This window comes from Kosakonia sp. S42, from assembly GCF_016624785.1.
Lineage (GTDB): Bacteria > Pseudomonadota > Gammaproteobacteria > Enterobacterales > Enterobacteriaceae > Kosakonia > Kosakonia cowanii.
This window is the reverse complement of sequence record NZ_JACVTW010000001.1, coordinates 371241-386644: the sequence shown is the minus strand read 5'-3', so window position 1 is coordinate 386644 and position 15404 is coordinate 371241. Positions and strand designations below refer to the sequence as shown.

Below are 15404 nucleotides of genomic sequence, written 5' to 3'. Positions count from 1 at the left end.
GTTTTCCCTTCAGGCGACACGGTCTACTCGAGTGTCGGTAAGTTTACCCCCCCGGTTACAACGTTACAACCTGAGCAAATGCTCCCCTTTCTTAGTGTGAAGAGCAGAGGCTTATGCCTGCTAAAAGTTGCTCCCTTCAACCAAAACAAAGGTGCCGTTCGCCGCACCTGCGCGGAGTGTTTTTGCCGCCTGATACTCAGGGCTCTCATAGAAGCGTTTAGCCTCGTCAAAAGAAGCGAACTCAAAAATGACATGCCGTTGATGCGACTCGCCCTCAAGGTTTTCATACTGCCCGGACCAGGCAATGATCTTTGGCGCGAAGGGCTGAATGGCCTCCCCCGCTGCCCGGGCATATTCGGCATACGCGTCGGGGTCTTTGACGGTCACATGACCAATTAAATAACCTTTGTTCATTTCTGTTTACTCCTCATTTGCCTTCAGAAAACGTGATGCGAAATAGACGCTGTGAAAGTACTCTATTGAGTTTTAATACCTGCATAAACGGCGCCAGAAAATACGCACTGTTACCCTGAGGATGAACAATGAAGAACCTTGAGCCGCTGGTTATTTTTGCTCGCGTGGCAGAACTGAAGAGCTTTACCCAGGCAGCGGAAAGCCTGGGGATCCAGAAAGGACGGGCGTCAATGGTGGTGCGTGAACTGGAACATGAACTGGGCGCTACGCTCCTTCACCGTACAACACGGACGGTACAACTGACGGAAGACGGGCGGGCTTTTTATGCCCGTGCGCGGGATCTACTTGCGGAAGCCGACGATCTGCGCTCAATGTTCACTGCATCCGGCATGCCGTTGAAGGGCAAGTTGCGCGTCGATATGCCTGCGATCCTGGCGCAGAGCGTGGTGATCCCTGCCCTGCCCCAGTTGCTGGAAGCACACCCTGAACTGGCGATAGAGCTGTCAAGCAGCGATCGACGCGTCGATCTGGTTCAGGAGGGGTTTGACTGCGTGGTGCGCCTGGGGCCCATTGTCGACGAAACGCTTATTGCCAGGCCGCTGGGCCATTTGCGCATGATAAATGCCGCCAGCCCGGCATATCTCAATCGCTTTGGGGTACCAGAGACGTTAGAGGATCTTCTCAACCAGAAACACAGGATGGTGCATTACCTCCGGAGTTTTAGAGCGAAACCTGACGGCTGGGAGTATCCGTCGGACGACGGTTATAAATCGCTGATGCTGCCTGGTGCGGTCACGGTCAACAGCGTTCCGGCTTATCATGATGCGGGTCTTGCAGGTCTGGGACTGATTCAGGGTGGCTACCCTTCACTGTTAACGCATATCCAGCGCGGCGCGCTAATAGAGATCCTGCCAGACCTACGTCCTGAACCAATCACCGCCTCTTTTGTTGTCGCGCACCGGCGCAATTTATCGCCGCGTGTAAGAGCGTTTATGAACTGGACGGAGGAAGTTTTAAGACCTTATTTTGAGTGATGATGCTTTTCGCGAATTTAATCCGGGCGCGGAGCTATTCAAATAGCAGAGCGTGCACGGACTATGAGGTTAAAAACCACGGTGCCGGGGATGGGCAGGAATGAAAACGTCCCCTTCTGGCAGCGTAGGTTTCCCGAACAATACAGCGTCATGTGCCGCTGCTTTATCTGTTACTCAGGAAAGATTTAAAGCTATCAATAAAAGCCCGCACCCTGACAGGAAGATGTCGCCGGTTAGGGTAGATAGCATGAATAGCGACTTCTTCACCTCGTGTGTCGGGCAGCACCTGGGCCAGGCACCCTTCCTGAATATCCTTCTCAACCATAAATGAGGGGAGAAATCCGATACCCAGCCCGGCTATAGCTGCTGTACGAATGGCATCCCCGCTGTCAAACCTGACGTGATTGTGGCCGTTCACTGTTACCTGTCCCTGCGCTTTATCAACGAGAGTCCATGCGGTGGAAGCCGCGCCCAGACCATAAACGAGTCGACGGTGGTTTTTAATCTCAGCAAGTGATTCAGGCATGCCTGCCTGGCGGAGATACTCTGGTGAAGCCCAAAGTTGTGGGCTTGTTCTGTCGATCACCTGGGTGATGTATTGATAACTGGTACTTCCGTTGCCTACGCGTATTGCAAGATCGAACCCCTCTTCTACGAGATCGACAATCCGATCGCTGAAGCTGATTTCAATACTTATATCTGGCGAGGCCCGCAAAAACTCATTGATAAAGGGCAGAACGATCATTTTGCCGTAGCCTTCTGACACGGTCATTCTGAGGGTGCCTTTCGGCAACGGCAGGTTCTGACGAATATTAGCTTCAGCTTCGTCTAAATCTTCCAGTATCTGGCTGCATCGATGATAAAATTCGTGCCCCTCTGTCGTAAGCGATAAACGGCGGGTTGTACGCTGAAAAAGCCGGATCTCAAGGTAAGCCTCTAAACGCGCAATGGCTTTCCCTGCGGCTGAACGCGTCAGCCCCATTGCCTTACCGCCAGCAACGAAACTGCCCGCCTCTGCCACAGCAACAAAGATACGTAATGCGTTAATTTCCAGAGCTGAGCCAGCACTCTCTGGCGACGCGATTTTTCTGCCCGTCATTGGGGAACCTTTTTCGCCAATCATTTAAATATACTCGGATTGTAGAATTTCAATCAGTGAGGATTCAATAATGTTGTCGAAAAACGCTCAAAAAAATCTGAATGGATGGATCAGTGCAGCTGGTCCGGTTGTCGAGAAGGTTTACGGTACGTCAGAAGCCAGTTGGCCTGAAGTTCGCGCCCGCTATATGCAGGGGCTCGAAAAAATCTTCCCTGCGATCGAAGGGGTCACCTACAAGACAAGCGTGTTGGGCAATATGCCCGCGATGATCAGTGAGAGGCATGAACATATTGGCAGCAGAGTGGTGCTTTATATTCATGGCGGCGGCTATGTCCATGGCGGGGTCGAAGCATACCGCGGCCTTACTGGACGTATCGCTAAGGCACTAAAAGCCAGGGTGTACACACCAGATTATCGGCAGGCGCCTGAATTCCCTTTCCCTACGCCAATAGATGATGTTTTTTCAGCTTATCGTGCCCTTCTCGATAGCGGCGTCCAGCCTGAAAATCTCGTGCTAACAGGCGATTCAGCCGGTGGCGCGATGGTGGTGACGATCATGCGCAAGGCCCGTGACGCGGGTATTCCGCTTCCGGCCGCAGGCGTGGCTATCTCGCCCTGGGCTAATCTTACCCATAGCGGTTTATCTGCGACGACCCGTGACGGGATTGATCCCCTTTGTAACGTCGACTTTCTTAACAGGCTGGCAAGATGCTTTCTGGCGAGAGAGCTTGCCACCCATCCTGATGCCTCCCCGGTTTATGCGAATGTCCAGGGGCTTGCACCCATCCTCATCCAGATAGGTGAGAATGAGGTCATGCTGAGCGATGCTATCAAGCTGGCTGCAAATTTAGGCGAAGCGCGCGTACGAACAACGCTCGAAGTGTGGCCAGGGATGTTTCATGTATGGCATCTTCTGGCCGGTACTCTGCCGGAAGCCGACCAGGCGTTAAATAACGCGATTCATTTTCTGGAACAGGCTTTAACAAAAGAACAGGAATCAGCGAAATAACATTTGTGAAGAAAGCCACTCTTTATTAGTAAATAACCACAACGCCATAACCTGGATTATTAATCCCTCGTTCTACAGGCAGAACTTCATTTTTATAGCGCGTCAGGGAAAATTAAAATGGTGAAATCCTGTGTATATAAGACACAGGATTTCTTCCTGATTTTGCATCTGATAGAGCTCTGCACTGCCCTGCTTGCGCCACACCACCAGCGCAAACGATATATCCTGCTTCACTTCTTGCGTTTGCAGTGCGCTATCTCCTTAAAATCAGAAGCATAGAAAAAAAGCAAAGTGGATATATTCTTCGTTGCCTGTAGTTCGACGAGTTTTAGTTAAAGGCAGATTAATCAATGCCGATAACTTATCTGTTTAAGGGCTCATGGAGCTGCTCTGTCATTCTCTGTAGAACGAGGTTCAAATGTTCAGGAATTTACCTATCAAGAAAAAGTTCTTTTTTGCCTTTGGCGCCGTTTTAATTTTACTGCTATTACTCTGCGCCACTTTCTACAATAACTTTTCCAGAATTGTCAGTACTAACGAATGGAATATACATAGCTGGCGCGTTATTGATAAAAGCCGTGCCTTGACCCAGGACCTGGTAAATATGGAAACCGGACTACGCGGCTATGCCATCAATGGCAAAGAGGAAATGCTGGCTCCGTGGAGCTCAGGCAAAGAGGATTTCGTTAACGTTTTGCAGGAAACGAAAAGCTTAACTTCTGATAACCCTACTCAGCAGGATCGCCTGAATAATTTGCTGCAACAGGAGCAAGAGTGGGGAAATAAGTTTGTTACTGAATTGCTGGCTCATCGTCGTGCACTCAATGCCGGGACCATGACGCAGGCCGATTTCAATGCCGCCTTTGAAGCTAACACCGGCAAGCAGCAGATGGATCAAATGCGCGCCACCATTGATGAAATCATCAACAATGAAAAAAAACTGCTCGGCGAGCGTCAGGGTTCTGTCGACTCCGTTGAAACGCAGACCCGGCTGGCGTTGTTTATCGGCGCGCTGTTAGGTGTCCTTATCGCTTCAGGTTTGGGCTATCTTCTTGCCCGTGCCATCACCCTTCCACTTGGGGAAGCGGTAAACGCAGCGAAGGCGATTGCCTCAGGCGATCTCTCCACCCGCCTGGTTGCGCGTTCAAAAGATGAAGCCGGTGTTCTGATCGTCACCCTGACCGCCATGCAGGAGCAGCTCAAAAAAGTAGTCTCTGATATCCAGACCGCCGCGACCTCTATCGACAGCGCTTCTAAAGAGGTCGCGATGGGTAATACCGATCTCTCTTCACGAACGGAACAGCAGGCCGCTTCGCTGGAAGAGACGTCAGCCAGCATGGAACAACTGACGGCGACAGTAAGGCAAAATGCCTCTAACGCACAAAACGCCAGCAGCCTAGCGTCTGACGCCTCCAGCGTCGCGCAGCAGGGAGGCAAAGTTGTGGATAAAGTTGTCACCACCATGGCGGCTATTTTTGACAGCTCGAAAAGCGTGGGCGATATCATCAGCACCATTGAAAGCATCGCTTTCCAGACCAATATCCTGGCGCTTAATGCTGCGGTGGAAGCAGCCCGCGCTGGTGAGCAAGGCCGTGGCTTCGCCGTAGTGGCAAGCGAAGTGCGCGCACTTGCCCAGCGCAGCGCGACGGCGGCAAAAGAGATTAAAGCGCTGATTGAAGCCTCGAATAGCCGCATATCGGAAGGCACCGACCTGGTCGCGCAGGCGGGCAAAACCATGACCGGGGTGGTCACCGCGATCAACAACGTCTCTGCAATTATGGCCGAAATCTACACCGCCTCCGGTGAGCAGGTGAACGGTATTGAGCATGTCAGCATCGCTATCACCCAAATGGATGAAGTGACCCAACAAAACGCCGCACTGGTTCAACAGGCCGCTGCTGCTGCCGCATCGCTGGAAGATCAGGCGGCTCATCTGAACCGATCAGCTGCGGTTTTCAAACTTGCCTGACAAAAGGTTCCTGATGGCCGCATTGGGCCCGCTGCTGCTGGGTAACGCCAGCAGCCAGCCGTTACCGTTGATATTAACGTGGCAGTCGCGGGCACAGCTGTCAGACGAAGAGCTCTCGTTGAGCGAGTTCAATCAACGGGCTAAAAGGAATTTTTTCCAACTTTAATAACCATAGAGCCCGTCTGGTTAAATTTTATTATGGCTATGTTCTGCTTATTTTTTTGTAAATTGACTTATCTATCAGTCACTTTCACAACGGTGATTAATTAAGTTATTTAATATGAAAGAGGATAATGAAATTAATTTTGGTGAAAAAAAAGCTGGCTAGCATAAATTCAGGAAGTAGCCATTTTTTCAAAAAAAATATATTTATTAAATATCGTTAAAGCCTTTAAACGCGGCGTCGATAACCCCTTTTTGCTTCATTTACTAATAACACCAGGGTTCTTATGACTATCACACAGCGTTTGTCGCTGGCATTTTCTTTGCTCGCTATATCACTTTTCGCGGTTGTTGCCGTCTCACTTTCGGTGATTTCAGGTTTCCAGTCGCGTTTTGAGTATGTACAGGTCAATGCCATACCCAGCATCAAGGATTTGAATAAATCAATCAGCACCACCAGCCAGCTGGGTATCGCCTTTTATCGTCACCAGACTGCTTTGGACACTGCTGGCCAGACTGCGGCTGAAGAGAGAATAAACAGCCTGCTTAACACGCTGAAATCGCTCACGGATTATTACATGGCAAATGATATTTCCAGCGATGAAGATAAAGCGATGACCGAGCAGGCATACCGTAATATCGAAGCCGTTCGTGCGGCGTTACCCGCTTTTTTAGCAGCCTCAAAAAACCACGACAATGCGTCATCCCTGTCTCTTCTTAAAAGTGAAGATGGTGTGGGTGCCGCATCGCGTAAAATGGAAGCCGATTTCACCAATCAGATTGAATTAAATATAAAAATTGGCGACGCCCTGCGCGAACAAAACAAGACAATTTATGCAAAAACGTGGTGGATGATGACCAGCGCTGCAGCAGTGGTGATCCTTCTGCTTGGTCTGTTTTCCATCACTATTATTCAGGGCATCAAGCGCAGCCTCAACAGCATAAAGAGCACAATGACAGAGGTCAGTAACAGTCTCGATCTGACCCAGGTTGCCACTGTCTACAGAAACGATGAAATAGGCCAGACTGCATCAGCGTTTAACGGCCTGCTGGAGAAGGTTTCAACAACGCTGCTATCGGTAAACCATGCTGCGCAATCGGTCAGCACCGGCTCCGCTCAGATTGCCGCAGGCAACGAAGACCTGTCATCACGAACCGAAGAGCAGGCCGCCTCTCTGGAGCAGACCTCTGCCAGTATGGCCACCCTGAGTGAAACCGTGCGCCAGAATGCCGATGGCGCAGTTCAGGCAAGCGAACTGGCGAATAACGCTAACAGTTTATCGAGCATGAATGCGGGCGCAGTCAGCCAGATGCTGGAAACGATGTCAGAGATTCGCGGAAGTTCAGAAAAAATCTCCGATATTACAGGCCTTATTGAAGGTATCGCCTTCCAGACCAACATCCTGGCGCTTAACGCGGCGGTAGAGGCCGCGCGTGCAGGTGAACATGGCCGAGGATTTGCGGTGGTTGCTTCTGAAGTGCGTACTCTGGCACAGCGCTCGTCCTCTGCTGCCCGTGAAATTAAAGATCTCATTTCACTCTCTGTTTCCCAGGTTGAGCAGGGTCTTAACCAGGCAGCGAATGTGGGAAGTAACACTGAAAATGTGAGCAATGCGGTTCGCCAGGTCGCGGATCTGGTTAACGAAATTGCGGCTGCGACCACTGAGCAGAGTAAAGGTATTGAGCAGGTTCACCAGGCGATCGGGCAAATGGATGAAGTTACCCAGCAAAACGCCTCACTGGTTGAAGAAGCCTCTTCGGCATCTAAATCTCTGCAGGAGCAGGCTGAAACCTTGTCGAGCCTGGTCTCTACTTTTACGCTTAACGAAAATACTGGGTATGTCGGAAAAGCAGTAAGCACGCCGATCGCCAGAACACAGCAGCTGCAAACAAAACCCGCATCTACTGCTGGTGAAGCTCGTAATACAGACTGGGAAAGTTTCTGATTTTTGACTTTTACACACGATTATTAATTACTAAAAAGCGCTGCTCTAGCAGCGCTTTTACCCTTCAGGACGATCTATCTGTTTGTTCTTCACCATACTTACGACGCTTATTCTCCCCACGTTCTGAAGCTACCCAGCTAAAGACTGCATCGATAAAAGCTCGCACCTGCTGACCTACTTCAGCAACAGCCGTATTCCAAGCAAGGCCATAATGCCTCCACTTAGTTTATCTATAAGCTTACGGTATTTAATGTAAGCCTGGCGTGGCCCGTGAGTTGATAATAAGCATGCGACGACTGCATACCAGAGCACATCGATAACGAATGCCATTGTTGGCAGGATGATGTACATAACAGGCTGAATATTTTTGCTAAGCGCTGCGGAAAAAATACTGGCAAATACCAGTGCCGTATGGGGATTGCTGATCTGCGTAAATACGCCAGTTATAAATGCTTTTGAGACGCTGACTTCCTCTGTTTCGGTCAAATCATTAAAACGATTTGAAGGACGACGAAACATTTTCACAGCCAGCCATAAAAGATAGCAACCGCCTGCAAGCTTCAGACCTGTGTACAGTGACGGGATCAACGTCAACAGGGTGTGAAGACCCGCTAAGGCGATGGCAGCAAAAACAAACGCACCAAAACCCATCCCTGTAGCAACAGCTAAAGCCGCCCTTCTCGAACTGGACATGGCCGTTCGGGCGACGAGCAGAAAACTCACTCCCGGGCTCATTGCGCCAAACAGGATAGCTACGCCAATAGCAGAAAGCGCGATCACATCACTTGTCATTCATCTTCCCCATCAGTAAACAGTGTCGTCAGGCAATTCCGCCCTTCATGAACGGCATCCGGTTAACAACATAACACAATGCCAACAATGTCTGCCCCTGCGCATAGTTCATGTACCCGTCTCAGAAATTTTGTTGAATTGATTAGTCAAACCTGAATATCTTTATCGAAATCAAAATAAGGACGCGATCATAATGATTTCAATCAGGGCTGCTGAACTCAAAGACATTCCATCGTTAAAACGGCTTTTCCTGCAGTTGGGCTATAAGACAGAGAGTGCGAGTTTAGAACAACGTATCCGTGAACAGCATGACACGCTGTGTACTTTAGTTGCCGAATCAGAGAAAGAGGTTTGTGGCGTTATTGTCATAAATTTCATCATGCCTGTTCATGAAAATAACTTATGGGCATTAATCTCAGCGCTGGTAATAGATGAGTCGTCACGAGGACAAGGCGTAGGGCAGCAACTCCTTATCGCCTCTGAACGCATCGCGGCTATCAAGAGATGTTCTCAGATTGAACTATCAAGCAGCGAAAAAAGGGTTAAGGCGCACAAATTTTATGAAAATAACGGATATAAGGAAGTGAGAAAGCGCTTTGTAAAGCTTCTCAGCGATCTGCCGCCGCTTGATTAATATCCCGGTGGTATAAGCAACTCTGGCTCAGGTATTGGCTGGATCCATTAAATAATTTTGCTCCCTGTTCACCTGACAACTAACAGGTATGAAAAATCGCGCTATACGTGCGGAAAGCATTTCACGCTTCATCTACCGTGCGGGATCTATCCCCTCCCCGGCAAAATAAAGTGCGCCTCGCCCGCCCTTCGCATTCAGGTGATCCTGAACTTACATCAGCTTTTCATTTTTGCCACGATAGGAAGCCATGAGATCAGGTAAATCGCGCTCAAAAATCATTCTCAGCACCAAAATTTACATTTTGTAACATACAAAAAATCAGATGATATCTAAATGATGTCATTATGATACATAAGATAAAACGCGTGACCTATGGAAGGCTTATGAAAAAATTACTCATCCGACTTATTCCTGAAAATATATACCAGGCTCTTGAAACAGCCGCCAACGAAGCAGAACGTTCTCTGGAAGGCCACGCCAGATATATTCTTACTCAATCAGTGGAGAGCAAGAAAAACATCTCTGGTGGAGACCGTTATCAGCATGAAATAACTGAACGATTGAACAATATTTTGCCAACTGTGAATAAATTTCGCAGGGGATCTCCGTTAACTCCGGCAAAGTTGGCGGAGCTATTGGGACACCAAAATGCATTGTCCGCTGAAAACTGGTTTACAGGTAATGAAGTTCCCGGATTTATAGATCTCAATAATCTGAGCGAATTACTAGGCTGTTGCGCAGAATGGCTTAAATTTGGAGAAAGAGTACCCTTTCCGATGAATTCCCAGAGTCGAATCAACTGGAAAGGAGGGAGTACTGAAGATGTTGATGCTTTGCTCGCTCCAGATGCTAAAGGTAATCCCGTAACGTTTATTCGCATAATTCGTCTAACCAATTTCGCTGGTAACATACTGATTTTAAGAGAATTCAAAGATACTTTAAGCACTGACTTTTTTTACACAAATCTTCATTTGAGTGAAGAAATCGGTAACGGCGGGTTTCATGATCTTGCGGATTTTCTTGTTATCCTTCAGGAATTATATTCCCGCTACATAAAAGGGAATTTTTTCGTGAAAAGCTATGATCTTAGTGAAAATGACTTATCCCTTTACTATCGCGAAGGGCATTGTCATCCACACTATTTAATTGAACATGGCTGTCAGGAATCGGTATGGTGGGAGGATATCTGGCACTCTGAAATGTTAGAGAGAAGGGGCAAGAAAGGATATTACTTCTGGGAGGGTGATAAAGCCCTGATTGAGCGCCTTCATAATTACCTTGTAGAGAATAAACGCCTCAAAGCAGCCGACGAACTGGAAATAGATCGACTGGGACTGCCAGGTAATAACGCTGTTTAGTGCCTGACTACGGCCTATTTCTATAGATAAGCCTGTTCAAAAACAGGCTTATCGTACAATAATTCTCTATATCCAATCAGACCCTGCAAGTGCTGCGGATTCGATTTATTAAAATCTATGGTGAGCTGGGTAAAAACTCATCCATTTCCATCACATCTCACCCCTCAGAACCATTGGCGAAAGCTACAAAATTCTTCAGGGAATAAATATGAAAATAATTAACACCTCGGCGGCTGTGCTGGTTTCTTTAATAGAGTCAGGTTGCGCCAGCAACACGCCGCTGCTTTGCTATAACGAGGCGGTGGGGATGAAAAACAGGGTGTCGGTTCCAGTGTACGGAATGGTGCGTTCGCCAGCTCATCAGCCAGTACGACCCGGCTGCGGCCGCGCAACGAACCAGCCCACTTCGCCAGCAGGTCAGGTGAGGCTGTCATTCTGGTACTGCGCTGCGGGTCGGGCTCACTGGTCAGCAGTGTGGTGATTACAACATTACGTTGCGGTCGATATGGGGCGTAGCCGGTATAACCGGTGTCCCGACGTTCGTTGTGAATCCTGACGTTGCGCTTAACCTGCTCTTCCCGATCCGGACGTGGCACCGAGCGCTCCACCAGCTCATGCTCATCGAGGGAGTGAATCAGCTTTTCAGAACCAACCACATCAGCAAACGCCCACGACGTCAGCCCGGCATTGTGGATGCGCAGGGCGAGATCGCTGTGCTCATACATGCCGCGACCGTAAATCGGGTCGAAGCCACCAACGCGCTCTATCGCGCTACGGTGGTAATAGAGCATCACACCACGCTGGCCGGTGTAGGCGATATGCTGATCGTCGCGATACAGCACCGCGATATCGTTAAGCTTGCGCGCGCCAGCCAGATCGAGAAACTGATAAGCCAGATGTGGCTCGGGTGATTCGATGTAAGGCAGCCACCAGCCATCTGCGATCGGCCAGGCGTCATCGTCCCACAAGAAAAGGTGCGCACAACCGGCATCCATCAGTGCAGCCAGACTGGCATTCTTTGATGCCACAATGCCCAGCGATTTATCGTGTCGGATCAGGTTAACGCTGGCAGGTACAACCGCTGGTGGCTGCGAACCATCATCAACGACAACTACCAGCGCACCAGCAGGTAAATGCCGGAGCTGGTGCTCCAGCGCCTGACTGAGTACGCCAGCGCGATTATGCGTGGAAATGGCTATGCCGATCCGGCTGGTGGTTGGCGCGCAGGCAGGTACATACGGGACACCATCGATTTCTACTCGCATGGCTCAATCCTTACCGAGCCCCGCAGGGTTTGCCGCTTAACCTCTCCGGATTCAAGTACGATTCGCTCGTCTTTGAATACCGCGCAAATCACTTCGCCTTTATCATCGTCAGCAGCAAAGCAGTGTTTGATCTCTTTTCCATCAATAAAAACTTTATAGCGCTCAACAGCAGGGTTAATTCTTTTATCGGGATCATCATCAAGAACGGTGATGCGCATGATTTATCCTTTTAGATGTGAGCCTGTCGCATGGGACAGCCGCCCGAGAACACAGCTTTCCCCAGGCTCACGACTGAAAGACTCTCGATTGTTTAGCGCATGCGAGGCGCAATAAAAAAAGCCACCAGCGGATGCCAGTAGCTTAGATGTGTTATGGTGGCCGGTGCTGATCTCCGGCTTTGCGGCTTAACGATCTAGGTCTGTGGTGCCACAAGAACGACCGGTCACGCTAATCAGCCTTGGCAATTCCTCCACAAATTAACATTATCACAGGCACTCAGTGAATGCCTGCTGTAATGCCGCACGGTGATGGCAACAAAAAACCGCCCGGAGGCGGTTAGTTATCTAATTCATGTCGAATCCAATCACCGTCAGAATTAATAGCAAATAGCTCTACTAGTTCCTCTTGCTCGGAATCATATACTTCGACGACATCAGGATTAATGAGCACATTATCTTGAGCGGCACCGACTAAATCAGCGATCTGTCCTAAATTGTCAGCAAAACCGCAAAAATCTCGGTAGCCACCTGGAAGCCCATCCTTTTTATAAGCAAAAACCATATAGCGCTTCACGGATTGCATTTAACCTTTTCATAATAAATTGGATCTTCAGTATATGCCGATAATATGACGCTTAACAGCGTGGCTAGCCGTTATCCCTTGTTGAAAAGATTCATCATCAGGCGCACTCGCAAATGCGCCTTGTGATGAACCCTGCAGTCTGAGTCTAGAAGTGCTACAGCACGACATGCCCACATGCAGGCTTCCTGCATTTTGGTGCGGGCAATAGCTAGGCAGCGCGCAGCTTCCTGTGCTTCGACAGAGTGATTCGCCGTCTCAGAAAGCTCAGCGCTTACGTTTTCGCGTTCGGTATCGAGAAGGTTGCAGAAATGGTGGCTGACGCCTTCAAGACGTTTCAGGAGATATATCCCATTTATGCCAACCAGATCATTGCGCTCAGCTTTCGTTTCGGCAATTCTGGATTAGACTTCAGATTTTGACAGGTTTTTAAGCCGGCACGGTTAGAAGTCTTTGCGCTGTACCCCGCCCGAATAGCCGCTTGGGTGGCGTTCAAATCGATGAGGTACTCGCGACAGAACATTTCTTGTTTGTCATTGGGTTCCATTTCAATTCTTAGGAGAGTTTTATGGTTCATGATTATCTGGTTTCATGTACTGAAAAAGGCATTGCACACAAGACCCTTTGTGAAAACTGTGTTGTCGCCTTTGACGTACATAGTGATGAAGGCCCTTCATCTGGTGCATGCGAGTACCAAGGGGAAGACTGCGAAGATGAGTAAGGAATAAGTAGTGCCTTGATTTATAGATTACTAGGGCGCTTATCCTCCGTCTGCGTGAACCGGGAGAGCTTAACGTCTCCCGGAGCGAAGTAAAGCCACTCACTACTCTCTTGTGCCAGTGCGACAATCTAGTGGTCCACTAAAATTGATCACCATCTTAGAGTTCGTCCAGTATCGTTTTTTTCAAATTCGTTCGATTGTAAATTAAAGCTTTATTATGGATTGCCGATCTTTATGTCTCTCTTTTTGAAAAGGAATCAACAATGGCTTTTGAGTCAATTGCAGCAGCCCAAGATTGTCGTGAGTATTTGGGAATAAAGGGAAATACTTACGTAACCGTAAACGGGTATGTAGATGGTAATCCTCACAATGTGACTATTTTATCAGACTACGACAAAGTTATATTTAGTTTTGAGTCCGCAATCTGTGGTTATCAGTATTTTGATTCGCGCTTTCAAAAAATGGAGTGGGACGAAGAAGAATGCACCTTAACCATAAGCAGTGATAAGCAAAATTACTCTTTCGAGGTGCATTTCCCAGAGCAGTACTAATCTACATAACTCATCAACTGACAACCAAAATCACTGGCTGCACTGCTCAGTAATGAACTGTTGAAGTGCGGCTATTTTTGCTCGGTCAAGCTTGATTCCGTCTCTGATACTAAGAACGTTTCGTCCAGCAACTGAAGAGAGTTCGATGGTGGCATCATTGCCCATGCTGGAGGAACTGTTATTTTGGGTTGTGACTGACACTGGACAGCGGCCTTTGACGAGCACCCGACCACCATTATCAAGCTTACGTTGCAGAGCAGCATTTTCAGCTTTTGCATCGGCGAGTTCCTTTGTGTATTTAGCATCTAGTGCAGCAACTTCGCTCTGGCGCACCTTGATATCGGCGATTGTTCGATTAACCAGTTTTAGGTTGTGGGTGGCTTTATCGCGTTGGTCTTTGAAAGTGATCGCATTATTGCGGTAATGGTTAATCGTCCAAGCGATTGACAGAACGCCAGCGAGTAAAAGCAAAGCCGCAGCGGCTTTCCAGCTGGAGATCATTTTTTGCTGTCCGAGAGGAACAGCGCCCGCTCTGCCTCACGACGCCGTGTCAGGCCAGGCAGTGCCTTTCCACCAGCCTTATTCCAGCGTGGGAACTCATCAGCAGCACTGGCGTTATCACCAGCATTAAGTTTTTGCAGTAGCGTGGAAGTCGACAGCGCGCGGGCACCGAGGTTATAGGCGAACGAAACAAGCGCATCAAACTGACCCTGCGTCAGCTTCACCTTGACCAGTTTCGACACGTCGCTTTCGTAGCCCACCAGCCCGGTGCGCAGCAGGCGCTCGGCTGTTTCTTCTTTGATGGTCATTCCGGCGCGGATCGGCTTGCCGTCCACAGGCTGTGTCCAGCCATAACCAATTGTCCAGACGCCCACACTGTCCTGATACGCAGTCAGGCGCAGGCCTTCAAACTGCTTAATGAGAGAAATGCCTTTATCGCTGATCCGCATTATTCTGGCCTCAGTACGTTAAACAGGCGCGCCACGTTGCCACGCGCTTTGAACACGGCAGCGCAAATGATGAGATTCAACATGACGGTCGCCCAGTGGACGTGGAAATAGAAATCGAACATGAAACGGAACGGGACGGACGCATACGCCAGGATGATCACGTATGCCAGCCAGGAGGCCCATACGTTGTGCTTCCCGCCCGGCTTACGGAACATCATCAGGCGGATCACGATCATCCGTCAGCACCAGTGGGTCAGTCGTTACCATTATTTCCTCCCCGCCACCTTTGCAGCAGTGACAGAGGATCCTGCTCACTGAAAAAGGTCAGCGTCTTAATGGCCAGCGCAGAAAGCAGAACCGCGCCGAGAGCATTCGCTGTAATGGGTAATGCTGGCGAGCATCGAGCCCACCAGCCCGGATCCGTACACACCTGCAAAGTACGAGACGACGAAGTATGCCGTTCGCCGCGGCAAAGTCAGATCAGCGGCAGTTGCCACATAAAACACCGCGCCGGCGAAAGCGCCAAAAACGACACCGTAATCAGTACCAGTCAGAAGCCCATAAAGACTGGCACCGGTTAAGGCGCTGGCCGCCGCAGCGGACCCGGATACAGGTTCGGACATTAAGCCCCCTCGTATTTGCTGTGAATCCTCTTGAAATAAGGTGAAAGGAAAATCCACGCATAAAAGCGAAACTGAGATT

The 15404-nt window shown here is 49.2% G+C and carries 14 protein-coding genes and 6 pseudogenes; 7 read left to right on the top strand and 13 right to left on the bottom strand.

The window, feature by feature from the left end; translation table 11 throughout:
* Positions 1 to 120 precede the first annotated feature (120 nt).
* Positions 121 to 414 carry a DUF1330 domain-containing protein gene (locus IAE50_RS01765; protein WP_200579388.1) on the bottom strand — a complete coding sequence of 98 codons (294 nt, stop codon included), beginning with the start codon at positions 412 to 414 and terminating at the stop codon, positions 121 to 123.
* A 128-nt stretch (positions 415 to 542) separates the two neighbouring features.
* Here IAE50_RS01765 and IAE50_RS01760 point away from each other — a divergent pair, with 128 nt between their 5' ends.
* Positions 543 to 1448 (top strand): LysR family transcriptional regulator, encoded by a 906-nt coding sequence (locus IAE50_RS01760; protein WP_200579387.1) that lies wholly within the window; start codon positions 543 to 545, stop codon positions 1446 to 1448.
* A gap of 163 nt (positions 1449 to 1611) precedes the next feature.
* On the opposite strand, the gene IAE50_RS01755 is transcribed toward IAE50_RS01760, so the two are convergent.
* Positions 1612 to 2547 carry a LysR family transcriptional regulator gene (locus tag IAE50_RS01755; RefSeq protein WP_200133293.1) on the bottom strand — a complete coding sequence of 312 codons (936 nt, stop codon included), beginning with the start codon at positions 2545 to 2547 and terminating at the stop codon, positions 1612 to 1614.
* A gap of 70 nt (positions 2548 to 2617) precedes the next feature.
* Here IAE50_RS01755 and IAE50_RS01750 point away from each other — a divergent pair, with 70 nt between their 5' ends.
* The 3 genes from IAE50_RS01750 (at position 2618) to IAE50_RS01740 (ending at position 7633) form a co-directional block, all read left to right on the top strand.
* The gene (locus IAE50_RS01750) at positions 2618 to 3556 is read left to right on the top strand and encodes an alpha/beta hydrolase (protein ID WP_200133247.1); all 939 of its coding nucleotides are present in this window, start codon (positions 2618 to 2620) and stop codon (positions 3554 to 3556) included.
* A gap of 418 nt (positions 3557 to 3974) precedes the next feature.
* On the top strand, positions 3975 to 5525 hold the full coding sequence (locus IAE50_RS01745) for a methyl-accepting chemotaxis protein (RefSeq protein WP_200579386.1): 1551 nt from the start codon (positions 3975 to 3977) through the stop codon (positions 5523 to 5525).
* A gap of 449 nt (positions 5526 to 5974) precedes the next feature.
* Positions 5975 to 7633: a methyl-accepting chemotaxis protein gene (locus IAE50_RS01740; protein ID WP_200579385.1), complete on the top strand. Its 1659-nt coding sequence runs from the start codon at positions 5975 to 5977 to the stop codon at positions 7631 to 7633.
* A 174-nt stretch (positions 7634 to 7807) separates the two neighbouring features.
* On the opposite strand, the gene IAE50_RS01735 is transcribed toward IAE50_RS01740, so the two are convergent.
* Positions 7808 to 8425, bottom strand: a complete 618-nt coding sequence (locus IAE50_RS01735) for a LysE family translocator (protein ID WP_200133250.1) — start codon at positions 8423 to 8425, stop codon at positions 7808 to 7810.
* A 193-nt stretch (positions 8426 to 8618) separates the two neighbouring features.
* On the opposite strand from IAE50_RS01735, the gene IAE50_RS01730 reads away from it, so the two are divergent.
* On the top strand, positions 8619 to 9059 hold the full coding sequence (locus IAE50_RS01730; protein ID WP_200579384.1) for a GNAT family N-acetyltransferase: 441 nt from the start codon (positions 8619 to 8621) through the stop codon (positions 9057 to 9059).
* Positions 9060 to 9194: 135 nt separating this feature from the next.
* Here the strand turns inward: IAE50_RS01730 and IAE50_RS25910 are convergent.
* A pseudogene (locus IAE50_RS25910) lies at positions 9195 to 9269 on the bottom strand (hypothetical protein); the annotation flags it as partial.
* Between the two features lie 173 nt (positions 9270 to 9442).
* Between IAE50_RS25910 and IAE50_RS01725 the strand changes: the two are divergent.
* On the top strand, positions 9443 to 10417 hold the full coding sequence (locus IAE50_RS01725; RefSeq protein WP_200579383.1) for a hypothetical protein: 975 nt from the start codon (positions 9443 to 9445) through the stop codon (positions 10415 to 10417).
* Positions 10418 to 10758: 341 nt separating this feature from the next.
* On the opposite strand, the pseudogene IAE50_RS01720 reads toward IAE50_RS01725, so the two are convergent.
* The 5 genes and pseudogenes from IAE50_RS01720 to IAE50_RS25900 all read right to left on the bottom strand — a co-directional run.
* Positions 10759 to 11682 (bottom strand): annotated as a pseudogene (locus tag IAE50_RS01720) (glycosyltransferase family 2 protein); the annotation flags it as partial.
* Entirely contained in the window at positions 11673 to 11900 is a 228-nt protein-coding gene (locus IAE50_RS01715) for a hypothetical protein (RefSeq protein ID WP_200133253.1), read from the bottom strand. The gene IAE50_RS01715 and the pseudogene IAE50_RS01720, both read right to left, overlap by 10 nt.
* Positions 11901 to 12237: 337 nt before the next feature.
* Complete coding sequence (locus tag IAE50_RS01710) at positions 12238 to 12483, bottom strand: hypothetical protein (protein ID WP_200133254.1); 246 nt, start codon at positions 12481 to 12483, stop codon at positions 12238 to 12240.
* A 134-nt stretch (positions 12484 to 12617) separates the two neighbouring features.
* A pseudogene (locus tag IAE50_RS25905) lies at positions 12618 to 12830 on the bottom strand (hypothetical protein); the annotation flags it as partial.
* Positions 12810 to 13027 (bottom strand): annotated as a pseudogene (locus IAE50_RS25900) (terminase small subunit); the annotation flags it as partial. The pseudogenes IAE50_RS25905 and IAE50_RS25900, both read right to left, overlap by 21 nt.
* 437 nt (positions 13028 to 13464) lie before the next feature.
* Here IAE50_RS25900 and IAE50_RS01700 point away from each other — a divergent pair.
* Positions 13465 to 13752, top strand: coding sequence for a hypothetical protein (locus IAE50_RS01700; RefSeq protein ID WP_200133255.1), 288 nt, complete (start codon positions 13465 to 13467; stop codon positions 13750 to 13752).
* Positions 13753 to 13782: 30 nt separating this feature from the next.
* On the opposite strand, the gene IAE50_RS01695 is transcribed toward IAE50_RS01700, so the two are convergent.
* From IAE50_RS01695 to IAE50_RS01680, 4 genes and pseudogenes are all read right to left on the bottom strand, one after another.
* The gene (locus IAE50_RS01695) at positions 13783 to 14250 is read right to left on the bottom strand and encodes a lysis protein (protein ID WP_370568925.1); all 468 of its coding nucleotides are present in this window, start codon (positions 14248 to 14250) and stop codon (positions 13783 to 13785) included.
* Positions 14250 to 14705 carry a lysozyme gene (locus IAE50_RS01690; protein WP_200133294.1) on the bottom strand — a complete coding sequence of 152 codons (456 nt, stop codon included), beginning with the start codon at positions 14703 to 14705 and terminating at the stop codon, positions 14250 to 14252. Before IAE50_RS01690 ends, IAE50_RS01695 begins: the two co-directional genes overlap by 1 nt.
* Positions 14702 to 14969 (bottom strand): annotated as a pseudogene (locus tag IAE50_RS01685) (phage holin family protein). Before IAE50_RS01685 ends, IAE50_RS01690 begins: the two are co-directional and overlap by 4 nt.
* Positions 14956 to 15325: pseudogene (locus IAE50_RS01680) on the bottom strand (putative holin). Before IAE50_RS01680 ends, IAE50_RS01685 begins: the two co-directional pseudogenes overlap by 14 nt.
* Between the last annotated feature and the right edge of the window lie 79 nt (positions 15326 to 15404).

Excerpts from the sequence above, each read along its gene's own strand:
- IAE50_RS01765 (WP_200579388.1), bottom strand. The coding sequence starts at position 414 with ATGAACAAAGGTTATTTAATTGGTCATGTGACCGTCAAAGACCCCGAC.
- IAE50_RS01760 (WP_200579387.1), top strand. The coding sequence starts at position 543 with ATGAAGAACCTTGAGCCGCTGGTTATTTTTGCTCGCGTGGCAGAACTG.
- IAE50_RS01755 (WP_200133293.1), bottom strand. The coding sequence starts at position 2,547 with ATGACGGGCAGAAAAATCGCGTCGCCAGAGAGTGCTGGCTCAGCTCTG.
- IAE50_RS01750 (WP_200133247.1), top strand. The coding sequence starts at position 2,618 with ATGTTGTCGAAAAACGCTCAAAAAAATCTGAATGGATGGATCAGTGCA.
- IAE50_RS01745 (WP_200579386.1), top strand. The coding sequence starts at position 3,975 with ATGTTCAGGAATTTACCTATCAAGAAAAAGTTCTTTTTTGCCTTTGGC.
- IAE50_RS01740 (WP_200579385.1), top strand. The coding sequence starts at position 5,975 with ATGACTATCACACAGCGTTTGTCGCTGGCATTTTCTTTGCTCGCTATA.
- IAE50_RS01735 (WP_200133250.1), bottom strand. The coding sequence starts at position 8,425 with ATGACAAGTGATGTGATCGCGCTTTCTGCTATTGGCGTAGCTATCCTG.
- IAE50_RS01730 (WP_200579384.1), top strand. The coding sequence starts at position 8,619 with ATGATTTCAATCAGGGCTGCTGAACTCAAAGACATTCCATCGTTAAAA.
- IAE50_RS01725 (WP_200579383.1), top strand. The coding sequence starts at position 9,443 with ATGAAAAAATTACTCATCCGACTTATTCCTGAAAATATATACCAGGCT.
- IAE50_RS01715 (WP_200133253.1), bottom strand. The coding sequence starts at position 11,900 with ATGCGCATCACCGTTCTTGATGATGATCCCGATAAAAGAATTAACCCT.
- IAE50_RS01710 (WP_200133254.1), bottom strand. The coding sequence starts at position 12,483 with ATGCAATCCGTGAAGCGCTATATGGTTTTTGCTTATAAAAAGGATGGG.
- IAE50_RS01700 (WP_200133255.1), top strand. The coding sequence starts at position 13,465 with ATGGCTTTTGAGTCAATTGCAGCAGCCCAAGATTGTCGTGAGTATTTG.